Raw genomic sequence first — 24,575 nt, forward strand, 5'->3', positions numbered from 1 at the left:
AGGCGCTGCACGCGCGCCCGGACGGAAGCGGCTGGGGCCGATCTCGACGCTGCCCGCCTCGCGCTGCCGAGAACGCGCCGGCCGACAGCCTCTGCCGCCGGTCGGCACGGGGGCTGCAATGCTCCAACAGCAAGGAACCGCAAGGAACCGCGGCGAACAGCCGCCATCAGGAACCACGTTGAGGTCGTCTCCACGAAGACAACGGATCGACCCCTGAAACCCCTTTGGAGGACATCATGCTCGGCTGGACTGTCACCTTCTTCATCATCGCGATCATCGCTGCAATCTTCGGCTTCGGCGGGATCGCCGCCAGCGCCGCGTCGATCGCAAAGATCCTGTTCGTCGCGTTCCTGGTGCTCGCGGTGATCTCGCTCGCGCTCGGGCGCCGCATGCCGGCATGATCCGGAGACAGGGTGGAGGCCATGAAGAACGCGTCGCAACCGCGGAATGAGAGGAACGGTACGTTGGACAGCACGTTGGACAGCACGTTGAACGGCGCGCCGAACATCGCGCCGAACGGTGAACCCTGGAAGCCCGGCGTGCCGCCGCCGGCGGCGAGCCCCCCCGGCGAATCGCCGGCGACCCCTGATTCACCAGGCTCGCCGGGCCGCGAGTCGCCGGACCGCGAGATCCAGCTCCCGGGGACGGCGCAGCCCGGAGGGGATCCGGGGACGAGGCACCAGCCCGAGGTGCCAGCGCCCGCGCACACGCAGGAGATCCCGGCGCCGCCGCCTCACGAGGTCCCCGGCCACGATTTCCCGCGCGCTCGGAGCGGTCCATAGGCGATATGCCAGAGACTCCCGCCCTCCCTCCCGCGCCCGGCGCCGGCGCCCCGCGCCGGCAAGGCCGCTTCCGCCGGGCGCTGGCCCGCGCGGCCGCGGTGTCGGCCAGCGTGATCGGCCTGGGCGCCGTCTTTGTCACGGCGGTGGCGGTCGGCGCGGTCGTTCACCTGAACACCTCGTCGACCCGCAACCTGACAAGGCAGCTCGTCAACGACACGCTGCGGTCCAGCCTCGAGGGACGGATCGAGATCGAGCACATCGACCGCCTCGGCCTCTTCACCGCCGACATCTCCAGGGTGACGGTGAGCCACCCGAACGGAACCGAGCTCCTGCGCGTCAGCGGCGTCCACGCGGACTTCAATGCGCTGTCGATCGCGACGGAGCTCCTCCTCGGCGACGGCGATCTCGCCGTCACGATCCCGCTCGTCCGTGTGTCGGACGCGGACGTGCTGCTCGAGCAGGACGAGCAAGGCGCGCTCACCCTGGCCGAGGCGTTCACGCCGACGCCGTCGGAGGAGCCGCCCGCCGAGCCTGCGCGGCCGCTCCGCCTCGAGCTGTCGCGCGTCGTGCTCGATCGCGCGGCGGTCCACGGCACCGTCGCGCCAGGGAGCCCCATCGACGCGACGATCGAGGACCTCGCCGGCGGCGTCGTCGTGGCGGACCGGAGCCGGTACGCGCTCGAGCGCGTGCGCATCACCGAGCGGCGCCTGCTGCCGGTCCCGGTCGAGGCGACGAGCATCTCCGGGAGCGTCAGCGTGCCCGCGGACGCGCCGATGGAGCTCACCGCGAAGCTCGAAGGGAGCGTCGGGGCGATCCCGCTCACGGCCGAGGGGACCCTGAAGGACGAGCGGCTCACGGCGCGGGTCTCGTCCGCGCGCGTGACGCCCGAGGCAGCCCTCGCGATCGATCCGAGCGCGCCGCTCGCCCGGCCGCTCTCGGTGCTGGTGACGGCCCACGGAGCGCTCTCGGACCTGGCCGTCACGGCGCACGTCGCCGTCCTCGATCCGCTCGTCGCAGGCGACGCCGTGACCGGCGAGATCACCGCCAGCGCCCGGCTGGACGCGCTCGACCCGAAGCGCATCACGGCCGAGGTGCGGATCGCCGAGCTCGACCCGCGCGCCTTCGTCGGGACGGCGCCCGCCGCGCGGGTGAGCGCGGAGGCCCGAGGGGAGATCCACCTCGACGAGGAGGGCGGGCCGCGCGTCATCGCCGAGGCCAGGACGGAGCCGTTCCTCGTCGCGGGGCAGCGCGTGCCGGCGACCGAAGCGCGCGCGACCCTCGAGCGCGGCGCGCTGCGGGCCGCGGCGACGATCCACGAGCCCGGCGCGCCCATCGAGGCGAGCGTCGCCCGCTCGAAGGAGGGGGTGCTCCAGTTCGAGGCGCAGAGCGAGATCCCGTCGCTCAGCGCGGTGCAGCGCGTCCCGCGCGGCATCCACGGCAGCGCCGCGCTCCACGTCGAGGGCGCGCTCAGGGACGACGCGCTCGACGCCAAGGCGACCGTGCGCGTCGCCGGGCTCCGCGTCGGGTCCGATCTGCAGCTCGGGCGCGGCGAGGTCCGGGCCAAGGCCACGGGGCCCCTCGACAAGCTCACGATCGGCGGCGCGTTCCGCGGAGCGGACCTACGCGCCCAGCAGTACGCGTTCCGCAGCGTGGCGGCGAGCGCCGCGGGGCCCGTCACGGCGCCGCACGTCCGCGTGTCGCTGGCCAGCGCGGAGCGCCGGATCATGGCCTCGGCCCACCTCGATCTGCCGCGGAGCGAGGCGCGGCAGCTCCGCGTGGAGGTGGCGCGCGGGGAGGACGAGGTGACCGCGCAGGCCGCCCGCGTCGCGTGGGACCGCGGGATCGCCCTCCGCGGGCTCGCGCTGCGCGGCGACGGCGTGGGGGAGCTCGAGGGGAGCCTCTCGCTCGCCGGGGACGAGATCGAGGGCGACCTCCGCGGCACCGCGCTCGACCTCGCGCGCATCGGCGACATCACCGGGGCGCCGCTCGGCATAGGAGGCCTCGCCAACCTCGACGTGTCGGTGCACGGCCGGGGGGCGCGCCGCGCGGGGCGCGTCCAGATCGAGCTCGAGGACGGCTCGGTCCCGGGCGTGGCGCCGCGGCTCTCGATGAACGTGACGGCGCGCCTCGACGGGGAGGCGCTGAAGGCGGACGGCCTGGTCCGGCTGCTCGCGCCGCCCGAGCCGCCGCCGACGCAGGCGCGGGAGGCCCAGCGCCCGGGCGCGACGCCCGAGGAGGCGTGGACCACGGCCTTCGACACGGCGCCGCAGCAGAGGCCGCCGCCCCCGCCGGTGTGCCACGGCGCCATCGCGCGCGTGCTGGTCGACGGGAGCGCGGCGAGGCTTCGCGGGCCGCTGCTCTCGGCCCGCACCTGGCAGACCGTCACCGGCTCGGCCCGCATGGACGCCGACGCGTGGCAGCTCGGGTGCCTGGCGCAGGCGTCGCCGGTCCCGCTCGCGCTGAGCGAGCTCGCGGGCCGGCTCACCGCGCGCCTCGCGGTCGCGCGCGAGGCGGGAGAGCGGCTCCCGTCCGTGCGGGACCTCCTTGTCCGCACGGAGGGCCTGCGCGCGGCGGGGCCGATCGACGAGCAGACGGGCGCGCCGGCGTGGGTGTCGAGGAAGCTGGACGCGCGGATCGCCGGGGATCTCGACGCGAAGACCGGCGACGCCCACGTCACGCTGTCGGTGTTCGATCGCCAGCTCGTGGCGGAGCTCTCGGCCGCGCTCGACGCGGATCTGCCGGCGCTCCTGGCCGATCCGGCCGCGGCGCTCCCGCGGACGGCGATCGCGGCGCACCTGCGCGTGCCGCGCCGCCGGCTCAACGATCTCACCGAGCTGGCCGCCTTCGGGAAGCGGACGCCGGTGCTCTCCGGCTCCGCGGGGCTCGACGTGTACTTCGCGGGAAAGCTCGCCGATCCCCGGGTCGTGGCCCGCGCGACGGCCGCGAACGTGAGCGGCACGACCGGCCCCTCGCTCCTCGGCAAGCTCCGGGTCGACACGCTGCTGGTCTATGACGGGCGCGACGCCGCGCTCGACGCGTACGCGTTCCGCGGGCCGATCACCTACCTGACGGCGAAGGCGAAGCTGGGCGCGGACGCCGCCGCCTTCCTCGGCGGGGCCCCTTCCGCTCGGCGCTTCAGCAACGGCAGCCTCGAGGCGAAGATCGCGGATCTGCCGCTCGCGGAGGTCCCCGTCCTCGCCGACATGCAGATCGGCGGCGAGGCGCGCGGCGAGATCTCCGTGCGCGGGCTGTTCGAGGCCGCGCCCGAGGTCAGGGCGCACCTTCAGTTCCCGGGCCTCACGCTCGGCCCCGACGCGCGGTACGAGACCGCCGAGGCGTCGCTCGACATCGCGCCGCCGGGCGGCGCAGGGCGCACCGCGGCCGTGGCCAGCGTGCGGCTCGCCGGGCGCGACGGCGGCCGGCTCGAGGCCAAGGCCCAGGCGCCCATGGTGTGGGATGCGAACGCGATCCCGACGCCCACCGACGATCGGAACGCCTCGGTGTCGCTCGCTGTCGATCGCTTCCGCCTGAGGGCGCTGGAGCCGTTCGTGCAGGGCTCGGTGAACCGGCTCGACGGCACGCTCGACGGCGAGGTGCGGCTCGGGCTCGGCGCGCAGGCGGGCTTCTCCGGCGAGATGCGCCTCGAGGGCGGCGTCGTCCAGGTGGCCACGATCGGCCAGCCGTTCGAGAACGCCTCGTTCCGCGTCGCCGCGAGCCCCTCCGGCGAGCTCCGCATCGACGACCTCCGCGCCGACGCAGGCAACGGCCAGGTCCGCGGGAAAGCGACCCTCCAGATGGAAGGGTTCGCGTTCCGGAACGCCCGCGCCGAGCTCTCCATCCCGAGGGGCCGGGCCCTCCCGATCGCGCTGGAGGGCGTCCCGATGGGCGAGGTGCGCGGCCGGGTGGAGCTCGCGGCGGAGAAGCGGGCCGAGGAGATCGCCGTCCGCGTCGACGTGCCCTCGCTCGATCTGACGCTGCCGCCCACGATCGGGCGGAGCGTGCAGCCGCTCGGCGAGAACCCGGACATCACGACGTCGGCGCCGCTCAGCCAGAAGGACTACGAGGCGCGGCGAGCGCCGGCCGAGCCGCCGGAGCAGGCGAAGGAGAGCGCGGGCGGCACGCCGATCGCCATGGAGGTCCACCTGGGCAGGATCGGCGTCGAGGGCGACATGGTGCAGGCCTCGCTGTCGGGGGATCGGGCGCACCCGCTCCGCATCAAGATCGCGGGAGAGACCGAGATCCGGGGCAACGTGAACATCGTGTCGGGCAGGCTCGAGGTGCTCGGCAAGGAGTTCGAGATCGAGCCTGGCGTGGTCGCCCTGCAGGGGGATCCGTCGAATCCGTTCCTGAACGTGAGGGCGTACCACGACACGCCGGAGGGGACGCGCATCTTCATCGACTATGTGGGGCAGCTCAACCCGATCACCGAGGACAAGATCACCTTCCGTTCGGAGCCGCCGCGCCCGGAGAACGAGGTGATCGCCGAGCTCCTGCTCGGCAGGGAGTTCGCGGAGGGGACGCTGGCGGGCGGCACGTCCGCCGGGCAGCCCGCGTCGGGCGGCGGCAGCGCCGCCGGCGGGGTCGCGGCCAGCGTGGGGACGGGGCTCGCGTCCGCGCAGCTCAACATGATCCTCCAGAGCATCGGTCCGCTCCGGAACTTCGAGACGAAGCTGGGCACGACCGAAGAAGGCGCGCTGAAGACGACCGTTGGCTACCAGCTCGGGCAGCAGGTGACCGCGAGCGCGAGCTACGAGGCGGGGCCGACGGGGCAAGGACAGGGGCCAGGGTCCGGGGGCGGCAACACCGGCGCGCAGGCGCGCACCGAGGTGAGCCTCGAGTGGCGCTTCCGCCGGGACTGGTCCGTGCGGGCGGCGATGGCCACCGGCGCGAACCCGGCGACGAGCCTCGATCTGCTCTGGAAGCACCGTTACTGAGCGCCGTCGCGCGCCGGGCGCGCCCGCTCGTCAGGACGGCGCATCCCCTTCGGCAGCGGCTGCGCGCCGGCTCAGCGCGCGACGCAGATGCCGCCGCAGTCCGCGCCGATCGCCGGATCGCAGTCGTCGCCCGGATCGTCGATGCAGGTGAGCCCCTTGGGGCACTCGAACGCCGCGATGCCACCGCACGCAGGCGGCCGGGGCTCGGCCACCACACAGATGCCGCCGCAGTCCGCCCCGCCATGCCTCGGATCGCAGTCGTCGCTCGGATCGTCGATGCACTCGAGCCCCTCGGGGCACGCGAACCCAGCGAACCCCCCGCACATCGTCGGCTTGGGCTTCGGCTCCACGCAGATGCCGCCGCAGTCCGCCCCGCCATGCTTCGGGTCGCAGTCGTCGCTCGGATCATCGACGCACTCGAGCCCGTCGGGGCACGGGAAACCCGCGAATCCCCCGCACATCGTCGTCGACGGCTCCTCGACGCAGACGCCGGGGCAGTCCGCCCCGCCGTGCTCGGGGTCGCAGTCGTCGCTCGGGTCGTCGACGCAGGCGAGCCCGTCGGGACAGCTGGTCCCGAGGAACCCGCCGCACGTTTCTGATTCGGACGGATCCACCGATTCACCGGTGTCGCCGTCGTTCCTGCCGCAGCCCACGAGCCCGATCACGATCAGCAAGAGAGCCAGCCCTTTGTGGCGCATCAGAACCTCCGCGTTGCGTTTGTCCGAACGCCGCATTGAAGCACCTTCGGTGCCAACGGGGGCGGACGCAATTCGGGCGGAGCGCGCGATCCTCGTCGCGGGCACCGCGATCGCGGTGTCTTGCTGTGTCGCGGTTGTGCCAACGGCTTGACGGGAGGGTCCGCGGGCGCGCGCGGAGGTCGTCTCCTCCGCGAGACCAGGGGCGGCGTATGCATTCGTATGCATTCGTCTGCATTCTATGCATTCCGCGCGCCGCCCCTGGGCGGGCCGCGTCGATGGGGGCGTCGACGCGTCCGAGGGCGTCAGAGGGCGGTGGAGAGCCGGTCGAGCACGGCGTTCATGACCGGCCGATAGCCGTAGTCGGGCGCTGAGGGGTCGGCCAGCTGCGCCGGGCAGATCGAGCCTGCGACCCCGCGCTCCCCGAGGCTCCGGATCAGCTGCAGCTCGCGGAGGCCGGGGTAGGCCTTGGCGTGGTCCTGCGTCGTGGACCGCGCCCCGGGATCCGCGGGGTTGTTCGTGCCTTCGGGCTTGCACAGCGGGCTGTCGACGTTCATGCCGGCGACCGCCCTGCAATCGCACGACTGGGCCATGCCTTCGCAGACGCGCTCCTCGGCGAGGGGGAAGATGCAGGCGTACTGGAGATCTCCAACGCTGCCCGCTGGGATCGTATATTCGCGGCCGTTGATCGCGTTCCAGCCCGCGGAGCTCGGGTGGATGGTCGGGGCACCGGTGATCGGGTTCATGCCCGAGCGGGGCGCCGTCGACTCGATCATGAACGGATCCCCGGCCACGACGTGGTTCGCTGGATCGCCGAGGAAGACATCCCACGTGCTGCTGAACGTCGTGGCGTACGGCGGGTCGAGGAGCTCGGCGGCGCTCTTGAGCCCGCCGACCGACTGGCCGAGCTGGTTCAGGCCGCGCCGGAGATCGGGCTCGCCGAGCGCATTCTGGCGCGCGAGGTCCTGCCAAGGCACGCCGACGATGCCGGTGAACACGACGTGCTGCGGCCCTCGGGTCCGGGTGTTGTCATCGCTCGGGTCCAGATCCGAGAAGATCGGGTTCGGCACGAGCTCTCCGCTCCTCGATACCACCATGCGCTCCGTGAGCGCCCGGGTGTACCGCTCGATCGGGTAGAGGAAGTCGATCCCGAAGCGGCGCTTCTGGTCCCAGCACCGGAGGTTCACCGGGTCTTCCGCCGCGGTGAGCCTGGCGGGGTTGCCATCGGGGCCGGTGCAGGCCGGATCCGCGGGGCAACCGTCCTGCTGCTGTGCGCAAGACGTGCAGCACGGATGGTTCGGGTCGGTCGCGCACTCGCTCCGCGGCCGCCACAACCTGAAGCCCGCTCCCGTCTCGGCGACGAGGTAGTTCTTGCCTTCCTCCTTGATCGAGCAGTCGTTCTCGTCGGAGAGCATCACGATGAGCAGGAGCGAGTCCGGCCGGAGGAACGCCTTCCGCTGCGCCAGGAGCGTCGTGTCGAGCCCGGTCACTGCAATGTCCTCGCTCGCCGACGACACGCCGATCGTCGCATACGGCTCGGGATCGACGAGGAAGCGATAGAAGCTCTCCAGCGGCGCCTCGAAGCCGCACCCGGCTTGCCCGACCCCTTGCACGATGTCGCTGAGCTTCTCGGCGAGCGCCGCCGGATCGGAGTCTCCCGCGGGGACGTGGCTTCCGGTCGGGTCCCACACGAGGAAGCCCTTGTCCTGGTAGGTCGGCAGGTCGTTCTCGGTCGACGCCTCATTGGAGCGCGCGAGGAGGTGGGCCATGTCGACGTTCGAAACGGACGTCGTCGCCTGACAGGCGGCCGACCCGTGGCCGCCGAGGCTGCTGCTGATAACGCCGATGTGCATGTCCTGCACCGGGGTGCGCACGCGCAGGGTGCCAGCGGGGCATGCGCTCAACCCGCTCGAGGGCTGGAAGGGCGGAGCAGCACCCGTCGGATCGACGCAGAACGGGTTGGTCATGCCGTCGACGAAGTCGGCGAGCACCAGGCGCATCAGTTCCTGCTTGTCCGACATGGATCCGGAGTTGTCGACCACGAAGAGCAGATCGACCTTGTCCGGCGTGAACTGCGGCGGAACCCAGCCGCCCGTGCCCGTGCCGGAGTCGCCCCCGCCCACCCCGGCACCATCGCTGCCGCCGGTACCGTCGCTGCCGCCGATCCCCGTGCTGGTGGTGGAGCTGGTGCCGGGTCCGCCGAGGGAGACATCGACTTTACATGCAACGAGCGAGACGGCGCTCAGGACGAGAAAGGGAGACAGTGCTCTTGATAGCCTCGAAGACATAATTCCTCCTTGCGCGGTGCCGTGACGCGCCGTCCAACACCGGCAGTGACCGAACGTGAAGGGACGCCCGCCCCGCTTCCCATTTCAAAAAAACCACCTGGCCCCAAAACGACGCGGACAGCCCCTTTCCCACCGCCCATGGGCGTTAACCAAGCTCGTTCGGTCACGCTCAGGGCACGAAGCCTGCCCGCTCCCCCCTCGGCCACCAACGTGAACGTGAACGTGAACGTGAACGTGAACGTGAACGTGAACGTGAACGTGAACGTGAACGTGAACGTGAACGTGAGCGTAATCGTGGTCGTGGTCGTGGTCGTTCACGGCCTATCGTTGACGACCACGACCACGACCACGACCACGACCACGACCACGATTACGACCACGTAAACGTTCGAATGTAGGAGAATGCGACGCGACGCTTGGTTAACGCCTATCTCTCACCCTGCCCCGCGCTAGGGAGTGAAGGAGCGGAGACGGGGTACGTGCGGGCTCGACGGATAGGCGAGGAGGAACGCCGACGCGCGCTGCGCGGCCGACGCGCGATCGCCGCTCTGCCAGAGCGCCTCGATGGTGAGCGCCTCGCGCTCCTGCGCCAGCGCGCCGCCGGGGAAGCGGAGCCGCGCCTGCTCTGCGATCCTCAGCGCGCCGGCGGCATCGCCGCGCCGGAGCGCCGCGCGCGCGTCGCCGAGGAGCGTCAGCTCCTCGCGCAGCCGGCTCTCCCGCAGCGCCGGGCTGGACGCGCTCTCCGCGCCGACCGCAGCGCCCGTCGCCTCCGGCACGGACGCCGCTTCGAGGACGTCCGCCCCGGCCGCGGGCGACGCGCTCGCGGCGCGCTCCGATAGCGACGCGCCCGGGCTCGCGGGCGTCGCGGCCGCGCGGGGGCCGGTCCGCGCGGGTGACTTGTCCGGCAGTGGTGCCTCGGCCGGCGGAAGCGGCCTCGATCGCAGCGGCGCCTCGACATGCGGCGGCGGCTCGGCAGGCGGCGCCAGCTCGACAGGCCGCGGCGGCTCGACAGGCCGCGGTGGCTCGACAGGCGGCGGCTCGGCCTGCGCGGCAGGCCCACGCCTCTCCAGCAGAGAAACTGGCCCGGATGCCGGCGCCGCGACGACCTCTGCGGCCTCGACGATCCGAGCCGGCGGCGCCTCGCTCGACGGGGCCACGACGACATAGCCGGCGACAATCAGGCCCCCGCAGGCGGCGCCGAACAGCATCGCCTTCACGATACCCGCAGCGCCCGCCGCTGCGGCCACGCCGCCGGTGGCCGCAGCGCCGGAAGCGCCGGCGCCCGCCGCAGCGGACACCACCTTGCCTGCGGACACCGCCGCGGCGATCTCGCCAGCGCCCGCGGCCGCGCTCGCCGCGCCGCCCGCGCTCGCCGCACCGCCCGCGCTCGCCGCGCCACCTGTGCTCGCCGCGCCGCCCACGTTCGCCGGGAGCGCCCCTCCCGCCGCGCCTTGAGCCCCTCCGAGCGCGGCGGCTCCGGCGAGGCCGATCTGCGCGGCCATCGCGGCCCACACCCGCTCCTGCGCCCCGTCGGGCGGGTCCGCCGAGGGAGCTGCGCGCAGGAGCTCGCGCTCCATCTCGAGCGCGTTCGCCTCGGCGTCGAGCCAGCGCACCGGATCGCTCATCGCTCCCCTCCCGCGCGCTTCCAGACGGGTTGCCGCTCCACCTCCGGCAGCGGAAGGACGACCGAGGGATGCCCCTCGGGCGCCGGCGCGCGCTCGGCGGCCGCCACCTTCAATACGGGCTGCGACCGCGTGGTGACCCGGGCCCCGCCCACGTGGAACTCGTCGCGCGCCTTCAGGCGCGCGACGGCGCGGCGAAACGCATCGCGGGCGAGGCGGAGGCGCGAGTAGACGGTCCCCAGCGGGACGTCGAGCAGCTCGGCGACCTCCTCGCCGCCCATGCCGTCGAGCTCGAAGAGCGTGAACACGGCGCGCTGCTCGAGCGGCAGCTCGTCGAGGATCGCCTCGAGCAGCGTGATCGCCTGCCGCCGCTCCGCCTCCGCGCCGACGTCGGCCCGGTCATCGGCGCAGTCGAGCAGCGGCTCGTCGTCGTGAGCGCGCCGCCTCATATGCGCGAGCTTGCGCCGGTCACGGGCGGCGTGAAAGCAGATGCTGTAGAGCCAGGTCGTAATCTTCGACCGACCCTCGAATTCGGACAACCGCCGATGGACGACCAGGAACACGTCCTGGACCGCGTCGGCGACGTCGCTCTCGGGCACGCCGAGGCGTCGCAGCGACCGCCACACGAACCGGAAGTGCTGCGCATAGACCTCTCCGAAGGTCATCCTGTCCTGCCGCTTCTCGCCATGCCCAACGCCTCCGTGGTGGGTCTTGTGGTTCGCCATCAGAAAATCGACACGCGGGCGCTCAGGCCGACGAGCAGCCCCACCGGGGAGGGGTCGAGCGCCACGTCCTGCGTCAGGGGCGCGCCGGCCTCGCCGCCCGCGCGGCGCTCGACCGTGAAGCGCGCCCGCGCGACAGGCGCGAGGAGCGTCGCGCGCGCGGACCAGCCCAGCGCGCTGGAGCCGAGGAGGGTTCCTTCCGCGACGGCCGAGCCGCCGAGGGCGAACCAGGGCGCGGAGGCCTCGCGATCCGGGACGAACCCCTTGCCTGAGCCGTAGACGGCGCCCAGCACCGCCGCCGCGCAGGCCGAGAGCCGGAGGCCGTCGAGGCCGCCTGCGATCGTCGCGCAGCCGCGCGCCGTGGCGGCGACGAGCCCGAGGGAGACGATGCCCGGCGCGAGCTCGGTGTCCTGGGGAGGCAGCCACACAGCGCCGACGCCTGCGGACCACGCGCGGCGCCGCAGGGAGACGTCGGCCATCGCGGCCGCCCGGAAGGGATCCAGCATGCCCACGGTCTGCGCGGCGCCGAGCTCCATCGAGACGTCCCCGCGCGCCGCCCGTGGCGGAGGACGCGGCGGCGCGGGCACGACAGGAGCAGGAGCCGCTGCGGGCGCGACAGGGGCCGGCGCGGGCGCAGGCGCAGGCGCGACAGGAGCCGGCGCGGGCGGATCGCTGTCGAGCAGGATGGCGATGGTCAGCGCCACCGCCTCGACGAGCTCGCCGCAGGACGCCCCTACCTCGGACGAGAGCTGCCGGGTGCGACCACCTGCCTGAAGGACGGCGGTGTAGGTGGCGCCATCGCAGAGAAAGCGGACCTCGAGCTCGGCCGCCCCGTCCGCGCTCGCGAGAGCGCCGCCCGCGTTCGCGGGCGCCTCACCGGGAGGAACGCCACCCGCGTTCGCAGGCGTATCACCGGGAAGGGCGCCACCCGCGCTCGCCGGCGTATCGCCGGGAAGGGCGCCTCCCGCGTTCGCCGGCGTATCGCCGGGAGGAACGCCGGCGCCAGCGGGAGCGCCGGCGGTGCTCACGGGGTCGAGAGCCCTCCTCTCCATCAGCCGTTCGACCGCGATGGCGAGCGAGGGCGCATCCGGGCAGTCGGCCGCAGAGGGCGCCCGCTGGACCGCGAGCCGCGGGAGCGGGGCGGCCACGACGACGCTCTGCCAAACAAGGGAAAAGGCGCACACGGCCAGGACGCAAAGCGCGCCCCGACGCGAGGGATGAGGGCAGGTCACAGGATGCCTCCCATTACCGCAAGGAACGGCGCAAGCGGAATTAGGACGCGCAGAGCTCCGTGGGCTTGGGCGAAATCGCTGCGAGAGGGCGAGAGCGCCGGACGACCGGGCCCCCGGCGCCTTCGGGCGACGCCGATCGCGACGGCGCGCGTTCCATGCCGGAGGCGTCACCGCCTGCCATGCCGGAGAGCACGACGCCGCCTGTGGCGCGACGCGCGACCGACGCAACGACGGCGACGCCGGTCGCGAGCACGGCGCAGGATCGGATAGAGTGCGCCGCATGAACTCCTACGAGCTGGTGACGTGTGCGAGCTGTTATGGCGAAGGCGAGATCAACACGGACTCCGGCCCCTATCTTTGCAAGGACTGCCAAGGGAACGGCCGCATCCTCCCGACCGGAGAGCAGATCGAGGAGCGCATCCGCGAGATCGAGGTCGAGCTGGAGCGCCACCCCCACGAGGTGAAGCCGGAGACCCGATGGCTCGTCTTCGAGCTGCGGCGCACCCGCAAGCTGCTGTGGCAGATCCGGTCGTACTGCGAGGAGGCGCGGAGCGACGCCGACGACGCGATCATCGTCAAGATCCGCGATCTCGCCGACGCGGCCGTCGCCCCGAGGAGCCCTGCGATGCCGCGAGAGATGCTGCCAGAGGACGCCTGATGCCCGGCTCCGCCGGGGAGCCGGACAGTCGACCCACGGGAGCTCGCGCGCCCTGCGCTGGCGCGGCGCGGGCTGTTCCGGCGGCTGCTCTCTACCCTGCCCTCCTCGGCGCCGCGTGGGCTGCGCTCGCGCCGCCGGTCCAGCGTCTCCACGCGGGCGGCGCGCGCGCTCGCGGCCGCTTCCGCGTGCAGCGCGGCCGGGGGCTCGCGGCGCGCCTGGTCGCCGGCCTCCTGCGCATGCCGCAGGCTGCCGAGGACGTGGCCGTGACGCTCGCCGTCGAGCCGGCGGGCGACGGGGAGCGGTGGCTCCGCACCTTCGGGGCTCGCCCGCTCTTCTCCTCGCAGTGGCGCTCGGGTGATCTGCTGGTGGAGGGGCTCGGCCTCGTCCAGTGCTGGTTCCGGCTCCGCGCCGAGGGCGGCGCGCTCGTGTTCGAGCAGGTGCGGTCGACGCTCGGGCTCCGCCGCCTCGGGCTGCCGCTGCCCCGGTGGCTCGCCCCGCGGGTCGAGGGGCGGGCCGGGCCCCTCCGGGACGAGGTCCACGTCGACGTGCGGATCTTCGCGCCGGTCGCCGGGCTGCTCGTCGCGTACGAGGGGCGCGTGGCCTACGATGCGGGCGGCGAGGCGCCCCCTGCTCGCGCCGGCGCGTCCACGCCGGCGTCGACCGCGCCGTCAGCGCCGGAGCCGCGCGCGCCGGAGCCCCGCGCATGATCACGGCGCTCGTGCTCCTCGCCGTGCAGGGCGCGCTCGGCGCCTTCGACACGCTCTATTACCACGAGTGGCGGGCGCGCCTGCCCGGCGGCGTGCCGGGCACCGCGCCCGAGCTCGTCCTTCACGGCGCGCGCGATCTCCTGTACGCGGCGCTCTTCGCCTCCTTGCCGTTCGTGCGCTGGGAGGGGCTCGCCGCGTGGGCGCTCGCGGCGCTGCTCCTCGCGGAGATCGCGATCACGCTCCGCGATTTCGTCGTCGAGGACACGGTCCGGAGGCCGCTCGGCGGCGTGTACCCGGGAGAGCGGGTGATGCACGCCGTGATGGGCATCATTTACGGCGGCGCGCTCGCCCACCTCGTCCCCGAGATCTGGCGCTGGGCGCATGATCCCACGGGCTTTTCCCGCTGGGACGCGCCGCTCTCGCTCCGCGTGATCCTGCCGCTCATGGCCGCAGGCGTGCTGCTCTCGGGGCTGCGCGACCTCGGCGCCGCCTACGGGCCCCGCTGGCTCCGCTTCCCCTGGGGGCGCGCGTGAGCCGCCGACCGCGCCGGCGCGCATTCAGCCGCGCCTTCAGCCCTTCACCGCGCCCGCGGTGAGCCCCGCGAGGATGCGCCGCTGGAAGACCAGCGTCAGCACCACGAGCGGCACGGTCACGACGATGGAGGCCGCCATGGTCTGCCCCCAGGGGATCTCGTAAAGCCCGCTGCTCGTCGTCGAGAACGCCTGGATCGCGTAGGTCACGGTGCGCTTGTCCGGCGTCTGGGTGAAGGAGAGCGCGAACAGGAACTCGTTCCAGGCGGCGATGAAGGCGAGGATGCCCGTCGTCGCCATCCCGGGCACCGACAGCGGCAGCATGACCCGGGTGAACACCTGCCAGTGCGTCGCGCCGTCGACATAAGCCGCCTCCTCGATCTCGCGCGGGATCGCCTTCATGAAGCCGGTGAGCACCCACACCGTGAAGGGGAGCGTGAAGATGAGATACGTCAGGATCAGCGCGGTGAGCTGGTTGTACAGCTTGAAGAAGTTGATCATCTCGAACAGCGCGCCGAGGACGGCGATCTGCGGAAAGATGGTCATCCCCAGGACCACGTACAGCACGAGGCTGCGCCCGCGGAAGCGGAACCTCCCCAGCGCGTAGGCGGCCAGCGAGCCCACGGCGAGCGACACCGCGGTGACCGAGACGGCGACGATCACGCTGTTCAGGAGCGCCGTCTGGAACTCGCCGTTCTCCAGCACGAGGCGGTAGTTGTCGAGCGTCGCGCGGCCGGGCCAGTAGCGGACCGGGGTCGTGAAGAGCTCGTCGTCGGGCTTGATGGAGGAGACGAACGCCCAGACGAACGGGAAGACGGTGAACACGAGCACCGCGGCGACGAGCACGTAGAGCAGGGCCCGCAAGGCGCCCTGTCCCGGCGAGCGCCGCCGCGCTGCCCTTCGCGGAGCGCCGCTCATCTCACGCCTCCTCGGCGCGGAACACCGCGAGATAGATCATGATGAACACCGCGATGATGAGGAAGAGCGCGACGGAGATCGCCGAGCCGTAGCCGATGTTCGAGACGCTGACGAGGGTCTGCTGGGCGTAGGTGGCCATGGTCTGCATGTCCGGCCGGTTGCCGAACATGACGAAGAAGACGTCGAACACCCGGAGCGCGTCGAGCGTGCGGAAGATGAGCGCGACCAGCATCGAGGGCCTGAGGAGCGGCAGCGTGATCCGGGTGAACTGCTGGAGCGCCGTCGCGCCGTCGACCCGCGCGGCCTCGTAGAGATCGTGCGGGATGAGCTGCAGCCCGGCGAGGAGGAGGAGCGCCATGAACGGCGTCGTCTTCCAGACGTCGATGAGCGCCACGGCCCAGAACGACACCGCAGGATCGGCGATGAAGGCGACGTTGCGATCCAGGACGCCGAGCTGGTTGACGAGCAGGTCGTTGAAGACGCCGTAGACGTCGTTATACATCCACTTCCACATCTGGGCCGAGATGACGGTCGGTATGGCCCAGGGGATGAGCATGGCCGCGCGCACCGCCGAGCGGCCCTTGAAGCGGGAGTTGACGACGAGCGCGACGCCGAGCCCGAGGGCGAGCTCGCCGAGCACGGTGACGACCGTGAAGAGGACCGTGAGCAGGACCGCGTCGAGGAAGTAGCTGTCCTGCGCGAGATCGACGTAGTTCTGCGCGCCGATGATCCTCGCCGGCTCCCCGGTGCCGAGGCGCGCGTTCGTGAAGCTCAGGTAGAACGTCTGCGCGAGCGGGTAGAGGGCGATGAACGCGACGACCGCGAGCGTCGGCAGGAGGAACAGCCGGGCGCGCCGCTGTCGCCGCGCGTCGAGCGATGGGGGGTCTAGAGGGGCCGCCGCGCTCGTGGCCGCCTGGTTCGCCGGCATGCTCATGGGATGTCCGTTCTCGCGAGGTGGTCTGGCCGGGAGATCTCGTGGACCGCGCCGCGCGCCGCGCGCCAGTCGACCGCTGGGCGAGGCGCGCGAGGGCGGCGTGCGGCGTGCGGCGTCAGCGAAGCGCGCGCGTGAGCCGCTGCTCCACCTGCCCGAGCGCCTCCTTCGGATCCTTGCCCTGCAGGACCTGACTCACCCCCTGGAAGAAGGCGATCGACGCCTCGTTGTACCGCGCGCCGGTGCTGTTCGAGGGGCGCGGCACGAGCGCGATGTCCTTCGCGCTCGCCAGGAAGGGCAGCGACTTCACCACCTCGGGGTCCTGCTGCACCGATCGGATCGTCGGGAGGAAGGAGCCCGAGGTCGCGCGGAACCGCTGCGCCTCGGGGCTCGTCATGTAGCGGACGAGCTCGATCGCCGCGTCCTTGTTCGGCGAGAACTTCGACACCGCGAGCTGCCATCCGCCGATGGTGCCCGCGCTCTTCTGTCCGGGCTCGTGCGGCAGCGGGCCCGCCGCGAACTTGCCCTTGATCGGCGACCGCTCGGCGTTGCCCGCAGCGTAGGCATAAGGCCAGTTGCGCATGAAGGCGGCGTTGCCGCCCTGGAACGCGTTGCGCGCGTCCTCCTCCTCGTAGCTCGTCACGCCGGCGGAGGAGATCGAGCCCACCCAGCCCCTGGCGCGCGCGAGCGCCTTCTGGGCTTCCGGGTTGTTCACGGTGATCTTGCCCTCCTCGATGATCGCGCCGCCGCCGTGGGAAGCGATCCACTCCAGCGCGTTGCAGGTCAGCCCCTCGTAGGCCTTGCCCTGCCAGACGAAGCCGAGGAAGTTCGGGCTCGCCGCCCGCTCGCCGTCCTGGATCTTCTTCGCCATCTGCTCCAGCTCGTCCCACGTCTCCGGCGGCTTCTGATACCCGTACTTCTCCAGGAGATCGGTGCGGTAGTAGAGCAGCCCGAAGTCGGTGAACCACGGCATCGCCACGAGCTTGCCGTCGACCGTGTTGTTCTGGACGATGCTCTCGATGTGCTGCTTCGCCGCCTCGCCGAGCTTCTCGCTCAGATCGACGAGGTTCGGCGCGAAGGCGCCGGGCCAGATGACGTCCAGCATCATGACGTCGATGTCCCCGGACTGTGCCTGGAAGAGGCGCTGGTAGACGGAGTAGGTCTCCGTCGCGTCCTTGGGACGGGGGATGATCGTCACCTCGATGCCGGTGTCCTTCTGGAACTGCTGGATCATCACCCTGTCGAGCTCGGCGCCGACGCCCACCGGCTCGCTGTAATACTTGAGCTTGCTGCCGGCGTATCGCTTCGCCTCGGCGGCGTTCGGCACGGCGGGGGGCTGCGCCTTGATCGCCTTCTCGCCCGGCGCCTCCGACACCGCGGCCGCCGTCGTGGCAGCGGCGCCAGGGCGGTTCTCGCGGGCAGGCGGGCTCTTGTCGCCACGGCAGGCGCACAGCCCGACGACGAAGAGGAACAGCGCTGCGGTTCGCCATGCGCGGCGATCATGCTGCCGAGTGGGGTCCATCGCAGGATCCTTTCTGAGCTCTGTTCTGGAGATTTTCCACATTCCCGGTCGCCGGCAGAGCTATCGAGACGTGCCGCTCACGCGCGCGCCGCGAAGGGCGAGTGCCCGCGGCAGCATCGACCAGATGCGCGCTCGGGGGCAAGGGTTCGCGCCGCCTCTCCATGGGTAAAAAACCCAGGAAAGAGCCGTCGATCACAGACGGGACGGAGCGCGCGCTGCTCGGCACTGCTCTGCTCGCTGCTCGCCGATCGCGGGCAGCGAGCGCAGCACAGCAGACGTCGCGCGGCGCGCCGCACACGACGCGTGGAGAAGGCGCGTGGCGCGAAGGGAGATGCGCCGCGCGGGGACACGACGCGCGCTGGCGGCGAGGCGAGGTGAGACGAGACACCAGCGCTGGCGGCGAGACCCAACACGACGCGCGCCGGCGGCGAGATGAGGTGAGGAAACGCGATGCGCCTGCGTCGCGCGGAGACAACGCGCGCAATGCGTGCGCGCCCGCGCGCCGACGCCGCCACCTCGCCTCGAAGCGCAATTTCAGCGGCAGAACGCGCGTCGCCCGCGCCCGGAACGTGGGCTGCTTTGCGCTTGCGGAGCCTTTCCGGAGGCGGTAGAGCCGATGCTGCGTGGCCGGCGCTCGCGATCCGGCACGGTGCCGCGGGCTCGTGGCCTGCTGGCTCCAGGCTGGTCCTGCCGAGCAGGACGAGCCCGAACCGGCCTGCGCACGGCGGTGCATGACTCCCCTGACGTTCTCCTCCTCGGCCGACGCCCCCCGCCAGGCGGCGCGGCTCGTCGCCCGCACCTTCCGGCTCGACGCCGACACGCTCGCGAAGCTGCCCGGCGGCGTCTCGTCGCTCATGGGAGACGGCGCGCGCGTCTGGCTGCACCCCGGCACCCAGCTGGTCGCGCACGGGGTCGCCGCCCGCCTGGAGCTGCCGCACGGCATCGAGGGCGGCGTGGCGTGGATCAAGGAGGCGCTCGCCTCGATCGAGGCCACCGACGCCGTGGGCCGCCCGGGCTGCGGCCCGGTGGCGCTCGGCGCCCTGCCGTTCGACCGGACGGAGCCGGCCGCGCTCGTCGTGCCGGCCCAGATCGTCGGCGCGGCTTCCGACGGGACCGCGTGGGTCACCACCATCGGCGAGGGCGCCGCCCCCGCGCCGCACCTGGAGCGAGCCGAGGGCCACCGGCGCTCGCCCGACAGCTTCACGCTCCGCTCGGCGCTCCCGCACGAGGAGTGGTGCGGGCGCGTCGCGCGCGCGGTGGCCGACATCCAGCAGGGGGCCCTCTCCAAGGTCGTGCTGGCGCGCGCTGTCGACGTCGAGGCGAACCGCCCCATCGTCGTCGAGGAGGTCCTGCGCCGCCTGACCGCGCTCTACCCCTCGTGCGCGATCTTCCACGTCGGCGGCTTCCTCGGCGCGAGCCCCGAGCTCCTGCTCGCGCGGCGCGGGCGCGCCGTCTCCTCGCACCCCCTCGCCGGCACCTACGCGGTCTCCGCCGACGTCGACGCCGACCGCCGGTTCGCCGAGGTCCTGCGGCGCTCGGCCAAGGACCAGCGCGAGCACCGCTTCGTTGTCGACGCCGTGGCCGCCGCGCTCGCGCCGGAGTGCGCGTCGCTCGAGGTCCCCAGCGAGCCGTCGATCCTGAGCCTCCGCAACGTGATGCACCTCGGCACCCCGATCCACGGCCAGCTCGCGGAGGCGGCGCCGGACGCCCTCACGCTCGCCGCGCGGCTGCACCCGACGCCCGCCGTGTGCGGCACGCCGCGCGAGGCGGCGGAGGCCTGGCTGAGCGCGCACGAGGGCATCCGGCGCGGGCTCTACGCGGGGCTCGTGGGCTGGGTCGACGCCCGCGGCGACGGCGACTGGTTCATCGGCATCCGCAGCGCCACCGTCGACGGCGCGCGCGCGCGGATGGTCGCGGGCGTCGGGGTCGTCGCGGGCTCGATCCCGGACGCCGAGCTGGTCGAGACGCAGCTCAAGCTCCAGGCCATGCTCGCGGCCATCATCCGCCCCTGATGCCGCGCCCGCCGCCGGCGCGCCTCACCCGAGCCGGGATCCGCGCCGGCTCGCCCGCATTGACGGCCTCGATGCGGGCCCCAAGGCGAGCTTCGCCGTGAAGACACTCCTCATCGACAACTACGACTCGTACACCCACATCCTCGGGCAGTACCTCTGGGAGGCGAGCGGCGAGGAGCCGATCATCGTCAGGAACGACAGCCTCTCGCTCGCCGAGATCGAGGGCCTGGAGCTCGACGGCATCGTCATCTCGCCCGGCCCCGGCCGCCCGGAGCGCCGGGCCGATTTCGGCGTCTGCGCCGAGGTGATCGAGGCGCTCGCCGGGACGCCGATCCTCGGCGTCTGCCTTGGCCACCAGGGGCTCGCCGCGCGCTTCGGCGGGCGCGTCCAGCACGCCCCGCGGGTCATGCACGGCAAGATCGTGGAGATCGAGCACGACGGCGCCGGGCTCTTCGAGGGCGTGCCCAGCCCGTTCCAAGCGGTGCGCTACCACTCGCTCATCGTCGGTGACGGCGGGCTGCCGGCGGAGATCCAGGTGACGGCGCGGACGCGCGGCGATCGGCTCATCATGGCCCTCAAGATCAAGGACCGGCCGTTCTACGGCGTGCAGTTTCACCCCGAGTCGATCGGCACCGAGCATGGCAGGAGGATCCTCCGCAATTTCAGAGATATCGCCCTGAACACGCCGCGCGACCGGAGGGGCGCGGCGCTCCACCGGAGCGCACGCGCGCCGGGCCTCTCCGCAGGCGCGCTGGGCGGCTGCGCGCCGGGCGCGCAGCGACGCGGGCGCGTGCGTCACCTCCGGCTCCCGTGGGTCGATCCCGAGCGGGCCTTCGCCGGGCTGTTCGCCGCGGCCCCTTACGCGTTCTGGCTCGACTCGAGCGCGACAGGCCGTGACGGGCGCTTCTCGTTCATGGGGAGCGCGACCGAGGCCATCGAGAGCCGCGGCGCCGCCGTGACGAGGTGGAGCGCCGGCGGCCCCGGAGACGCCCTTACCTCGACCACGTCCGAGGGGAGCCCGTTCGCCGCGCTCCGGCGGGAGCTGGCGTCGGTGTCGCTCGAGCCCAGCGGCCTGCCCTTCCACTTCACGGGGGGCCTCGTGGGCTACCTCGGCTACGAGCTCAAGGAGCACCTCGGCTTCGGCGCGTCCGCCCACCCGCGCCGCGCGCTCCCGGACAGCGCGATGATGATCGCGCGGCGGATCCTGGCCTTCGACCACGTCGAGCGCGCTGTATACGCGTGCGCAATCGACGCAATCGACGCAATCGACGCAAGCGACGCGATCGACGACGACGAGCCTGCGAGGCCTGCGCCGCCCTCGTCCGCACCGTGGCTGGACGAGATCGCGGCGCGCCTCCGCGGCCTCCCGGCGCTCTCGGAGCCGCTCCTGCCGCCTGTCCCGGAGGGCTTCGCCGACCGGATCGCGCACGCGCCGCGCCTCTCGCGCCGGGAGCACCTCGACGCCGTCGAGGCCATCCTCCGCGAGATCCGCGAGGGCGAGACGTACGAGGTGTGCCTGACGAACGAGTTCCACGTGCCGACCTCGCTGGATCCGTTCGCCCTCTACCGCGTCCTGCGCCGCACGAACCCCGCGCAGTTCTCGGCCTTCCTCAAGCTGCCGGAGGGCGCGGTGCTGTCGTCCTCGCCGGAGCGGTTCCTCGCGGTCGACCGGGAGCGTCGGGTGCGCAGCGAGCCCATCAAGGGGACGCGGCCAAAGGGCGCCACCGAGGAAGAGACCCTCGCCCTGCGCCGCGATCTCGCGACCAGCGACAAGGACCGCTCCGAGCTCCTCATGATCACCGACCTCGTCCGCAACGACCTCAGCCGCGTCTGCGCCATGGGCTCGATCGACGTCGAGGCGCTCCAGCGGATCACCGAGCACGCGACCCTGCTCCAGCTCTCGTCGGTGGTCACGGGCGCGCTGCGCGAGGGGAAGGGCGCGCTCGACGCGCTCGAGGCGTGTTTCCCCGGCGGATCCATCACCGGCGCGCCGAAGCACCGGACGATCTCGATCATCGACGCCCTGGAGCGGCGCACGCGGGGCGTGTACACGGGCTCGATCGGGTACCTCGCGTACGAGGGCCCCATGGACATGAACATCGCCATACGGACCCTCGTCGCCGACGGCCGGGGGCTCAGCTTCGGCAGCGGCGGCGCGGTGGTCGCGGAGTCCAGCGCGGAGGCCGAGTACGAGGAGGTCCTCGTCAAGAGCTTCCCCCTGCTCCGCGCCATCTACCTCGCGGAGCGCGCCGCGGACGGGGGCCGAGCGTCCGCGCAAGAAGTGCGCGCGACGAGTGCGCAGCGCGGATGACGCGCACGACGGAGACGTGCACGCGGCAAAGATGCTGGTACGGCGCGCATGCCGCACCGCGTATACTCATCGCATAAGGAGACGCGGTCGTGAAACGAGACAGCAACATTACGCGGAGAGGCGTCGCGGTGCGGCGGACGGTCGAGGACCTCGCCGTCGACGGCGCCATCCAGCCCATCGTCGAGGCGCTCGACAGCCACCTGGGCGTGGTCCTGGCGTCCAGCTACGAGGTCCCGGGCCGGTACACGCGCTGGGACATCGGCTTCATCGATCCGCCGCTCGTGCTCGTCTCCCGGGGCCGCGACTTCCGGTTCACCGCGCTGAACGAGCGCGGGCGCGTTCTGCTGCCGGCCATCGACGAGGCCCTCCGGGATCTCGACGCTGTCGCGGCCCTCGAGCGGCGCAGCGACGAGGTGGTCGGCGCGGTCCGGCCGCCGGGCGAGCGGGTGCCGGAGGAGCTGCGCAGCCGGCAGCCGTCCATCTTCTCGGTGCTGCGCCGGCTCATCGAGCTCTTCGGGGTCCCGGGCGACCCGCTGTTCGGGCTCTACGGCGCGTTCGCGTACGATCTCGCCTTCCAGTTCGAGCCCATCCGGCTCCGCCTGGAGCGCCCGGCGGATCAGCGGGATCTCGTCCTCTACCTCCCCGACGAGATCATCGCCGTCGACCACCGCCGCGAGCGCGCGACGCGCACGCGCTACGAGCTGAAATTCGGCGATCGCTCGACCGACGGGCTGCCGCGCGAGGGCGCGACGCGCGCCTATGTCGGCGCCGACCGCGCGCCTCAGAACGAGTACGCGCCGGGCGAGTACGCCGAGCTCGTCCGGGTGGCGCGCGAGTCCTTCAAGCGGGGCGATCTCTTCGAGGTCGTGCCGGGACAGACCCTCTACGAGCCGTGCCCGGTCGCGCCCACCGAGCTGTTTTACCGCCTGCGCGAGCGCAACCCGGCGCCCTACGGCTTCCTGATGAACCTCGGCAACGCCGAGTACCTGATCGGCGCCTCGCCGGAGATGTACGTCCGCGTCGAGGGCAATCGCGTCGAGACTTGCCCCATTTCGGGCACGATCCCGCGCGGCAGCGACCCGCTCGCCGACGCCGCGCAGATCGCCCGCCTGCTCGCGTCCGCGAAGGACGAGTCGGAGCTCACCATGTGCACCGACGTCGATCGCAACGACAAGTCCCGCATCTGCGTGCCGGGGAGCGTGCGGGTGATCGGGCGCCGGCAGATCGAGATGTACTCGCGGCTGATCCACACGGTCGATCACATCGAGGGCCGCCTGCGCGACGGCTACGACGCGCTCGACGCGTTCCTCGCGCACACGTGGGCGGTCACGGTCACGGGGGCGCCGAAGGCCTGGGCCATGCAGTTCATCGAGGATCACGAGCGCTCGCCGCGCGCGTGGTACGGGGCGGCGGTCGGGATCGTCGGCTTCGACGGCAGCATGAACACCGGGCTCACGCTGCGCACGATCCGGGTCAAGGACGGCGTGGCCCAGGTCCGGGTCGGCGCGACGCTGCTCTTCGACTCCGATCCCGACGAGGAGGAGCGCGAGACCCAGGTGAAGGCGTCGGCGCTCCTCGACGCGATCCGGAGGCCGCGCGGCGTCGCCACGCCGCCTCCGGCGGCCATCCACCCGGTGCCTGGCGGCACGCGCAAGGTCCTCCTCGTGGATCACCAGGACTCCTTCGTGCACACGCTGGCCAACTACCTCCGGCAGACGGGCGCCGAGGTGGTGACGCTCCGCGCCGGCTTCCCTCTCGCGGAGCTCGACGCCTACGCTCCCGACCTCGTGGTGCTCTCGCCCGGCCCTGGCTCGCCGAGCGATTTCGATCTCTCGGGCACGCTCGCGGCGCTGCTCGAGCGGCGGCTGCCCGTCTTCGGCGTCTGCCTCGGCCTGCAGGGCATGGTCGAGCACTTCGGCGGCAAGCTCGGCGTCCTCGACTACCCGATGCACGGCAAGGCCTCGAACGTGCGCGTGCTCGGCGGGCGCCTCTTCGAGGGGCTGCCGCGCGAGTTCCGCGCGGGGCGCTACCACTCGCTCTACGCGTTGCGCGACGCGCTCCCTGCGTCGCTGAAGGTCACGGCCGAGACCGAGGATGGGGTCGTGATGGCGATCGAGCACACGGAGCTGCCGCTCGCGGCGGTTCAGTTCCATCCGGAGTCGATCCTGTCGCAGGACGACAACGTGGGGCTCCGGCTCGTGAGGAATGCGGTGACCGAGCTGCAGCGAAGCGGCGGGCGGTGACGGTCGAGCGGTGAAGCGGGGAGCCGGGGCGAAATCCAGGTCGCCCCGCCCCGGGGTGAGGGAGTCGGCCGCGCCGCGTAAGCGCGGGACGGCGCACTCCCTCGCTCAGGGCCTCACGTCTGCTTCATGATCCAACGGACCATCCACCCCCACCGGCGCGGCGGGGAGCACTCCCTCGCTCGGAGCGGGCGTTGAGGGGAGTCCGCTCTTCCCGGCTGCAGGATTGCAGATCTTTCGAAAGGCGATGAGGGCCCGATCGATTCGCGTCAGGCCACAAAATGAAAAAGCGCCGCCGGGGCCTCGGGGGGGAAAGGCCACGCCAGCGACGCTGAACCGGAGTATCAGCATGAGGCGTGCCATGGCGCACTTCCGTCATGGTCGGGCATTTCGGATGGATGTCCTGGGCGATCATTTCGGTTCTGCACGATCAGCGCTGCACGCCTGAAAGGTGCGCCGCCGGCGAGGCCC

The 24,575-nt window shown here is 72.5% G+C and carries 18 protein-coding genes; 10 read left to right on the forward strand and 8 right to left on the reverse strand.

The genetic code is table 11. The annotated features are described in order from the left end of the window. Positions 1-236 precede the first annotated feature (236 nt). The 3 genes from WMF19_RS28475 to WMF19_RS28485 all read left to right on the forward strand — a co-directional run bounded on the left by WMF19_RS28475 (position 237) and on the right by WMF19_RS28485 (position 5,716). Complete coding sequence (locus tag WMF19_RS28475) at positions 237-401, forward strand: DUF1328 family protein (protein ID WP_012237660.1); 165 nt, start codon at positions 237-239, stop codon at positions 399-401. Positions 402-464: 63 nt separating this feature from the next. Next, positions 465-782 (forward strand): hypothetical protein, encoded by a 318-nt coding sequence (locus WMF19_RS28480; protein ID WP_437893231.1) that lies wholly within the window; start codon positions 465-467, stop codon positions 780-782. Between the two features lie 5 nt (positions 783-787). After that, complete coding sequence (locus tag WMF19_RS28485) at positions 788-5,716, forward strand: translocation/assembly module TamB domain-containing protein (RefSeq protein ID WP_437893232.1); 4,929 nt, start codon at positions 788-790, stop codon at positions 5,714-5,716. A gap of 71 nt (positions 5,717-5,787) precedes the next feature. On the opposite strand, the gene WMF19_RS28490 is transcribed toward WMF19_RS28485, so the two are convergent. Then, on the reverse strand, positions 5,788-6,414 hold the full coding sequence (locus WMF19_RS28490) for a hypothetical protein (RefSeq protein ID WP_437893233.1): 627 nt from the start codon (positions 6,412-6,414) through the stop codon (positions 5,788-5,790). 302 nt (positions 6,415-6,716) lie between these two features. Further along, positions 6,717-8,699: a hypothetical protein gene (locus WMF19_RS28495; RefSeq protein ID WP_437893234.1), complete on the reverse strand. Its 1,983-nt coding sequence runs from the start codon at positions 8,697-8,699 to the stop codon at positions 6,717-6,719. 216 nt (positions 8,700-8,915) lie between these two features. Between WMF19_RS28495 and WMF19_RS28500 the strand changes: the two genes are divergently transcribed. Beyond that, a complete protein-coding gene (locus tag WMF19_RS28500) occupies positions 8,916-9,083 on the forward strand; it encodes a hypothetical protein (protein WP_437893235.1) in 168 nt (55 codons plus the stop codon). Positions 9,084-9,148: 65 nt separating this feature from the next. Here WMF19_RS28500 and WMF19_RS28505 read toward each other — a convergent pair whose 3' ends face one another. The 3 genes from WMF19_RS28505 to WMF19_RS28515 are packed head-to-tail and all read right to left on the reverse strand — an operon-like array spanning position 9,149 to position 12,191. Then, positions 9,149-10,324, reverse strand: a complete 1,176-nt coding sequence (locus WMF19_RS28505; protein ID WP_437893236.1) for a hypothetical protein — start codon at positions 10,322-10,324, stop codon at positions 9,149-9,151. Next, positions 10,321-11,046, reverse strand: coding sequence for an RNA polymerase sigma factor (locus tag WMF19_RS28510; protein ID WP_437893237.1), 726 nt, complete (start codon positions 11,044-11,046; stop codon positions 10,321-10,323). Before WMF19_RS28510 ends, WMF19_RS28505 begins: the two co-directional genes overlap by 4 nt. After that, positions 11,046-12,191, reverse strand: a complete 1,146-nt coding sequence (locus WMF19_RS28515) for a hypothetical protein (protein ID WP_437893238.1) — start codon at positions 12,189-12,191, stop codon at positions 11,046-11,048. The genes WMF19_RS28510 and WMF19_RS28515 overlap by 1 nt, the downstream gene beginning before the upstream one ends. 364 nt (positions 12,192-12,555) lie before the next feature. Between WMF19_RS28515 and WMF19_RS28520 the strand changes: the two genes are divergently transcribed. The 3 genes from WMF19_RS28520 to WMF19_RS28530 are packed head-to-tail and all read left to right on the forward strand — an operon-like array spanning position 12,556 to position 14,173. Further along, positions 12,556-12,933, forward strand: coding sequence for a hypothetical protein (locus WMF19_RS28520; RefSeq protein WP_272093955.1), 378 nt, complete (start codon positions 12,556-12,558; stop codon positions 12,931-12,933). Beyond that, positions 12,933-13,640: a DUF4166 domain-containing protein gene (locus WMF19_RS28525; protein ID WP_437893239.1), complete on the forward strand. Its 708-nt coding sequence runs from the start codon at positions 12,933-12,935 to the stop codon at positions 13,638-13,640. The genes WMF19_RS28520 and WMF19_RS28525 overlap by 1 nt, the downstream gene beginning before the upstream one ends. After that, a complete protein-coding gene (locus tag WMF19_RS28530; protein WP_437790892.1) occupies positions 13,637-14,173 on the forward strand; it encodes a hypothetical protein in 537 nt (178 codons plus the stop codon). Before WMF19_RS28525 ends, WMF19_RS28530 begins: the two co-directional genes overlap by 4 nt. 36 nt (positions 14,174-14,209) lie before the next feature. Here WMF19_RS28530 and WMF19_RS28535 read toward each other — a convergent pair whose 3' ends face one another. From WMF19_RS28535 to WMF19_RS28545, 3 genes are all read right to left on the reverse strand, one after another. Then, a complete protein-coding gene (locus WMF19_RS28535; RefSeq protein WP_437893240.1) occupies positions 14,210-15,088 on the reverse strand; it encodes a carbohydrate ABC transporter permease in 879 nt (292 codons plus the stop codon). A 1-nt stretch (position 15,089) separates the two neighbouring features. Next, positions 15,090-16,022 carry a carbohydrate ABC transporter permease gene (locus WMF19_RS28540; protein WP_437893241.1) on the reverse strand — a complete coding sequence of 311 codons (933 nt, stop codon included), beginning with the start codon at positions 16,020-16,022 and terminating at the stop codon, positions 15,090-15,092. 115 nt (positions 16,023-16,137) lie between these two features. After that, a complete protein-coding gene (locus WMF19_RS28545; protein ID WP_437323049.1) occupies positions 16,138-17,541 on the reverse strand; it encodes an ABC transporter substrate-binding protein in 1,404 nt (467 codons plus the stop codon). A 731-nt stretch (positions 17,542-18,272) separates the two neighbouring features. Here WMF19_RS28545 and WMF19_RS28550 point away from each other — a divergent pair. From WMF19_RS28550 to WMF19_RS28560, 3 genes are all read left to right on the forward strand, one after another. Beyond that, positions 18,273-19,553, forward strand: coding sequence for an isochorismate synthase (locus WMF19_RS28550; protein WP_437893242.1), 1,281 nt, complete (start codon positions 18,273-18,275; stop codon positions 19,551-19,553). A gap of 97 nt (positions 19,554-19,650) precedes the next feature. After that, positions 19,651-21,864: a chorismate-binding protein gene (locus tag WMF19_RS28555; protein ID WP_437893243.1), complete on the forward strand. Its 2,214-nt coding sequence runs from the start codon at positions 19,651-19,653 to the stop codon at positions 21,862-21,864. A gap of 89 nt (positions 21,865-21,953) precedes the next feature. Next, positions 21,954-24,107 carry an anthranilate synthase component I gene (locus tag WMF19_RS28560; protein WP_437323052.1) on the forward strand — a complete coding sequence of 718 codons (2,154 nt, stop codon included), beginning with the start codon at positions 21,954-21,956 and terminating at the stop codon, positions 24,105-24,107. The last annotated feature ends 468 nt before the right edge of the window (positions 24,108-24,575 follow it).

Source organism: Sorangium sp. So ce124 (genome assembly GCF_051525235.1).
Taxonomy (GTDB): Bacteria; Myxococcota_A; Polyangia; order Polyangiales; family Polyangiaceae; genus Sorangium; species Sorangium atrum.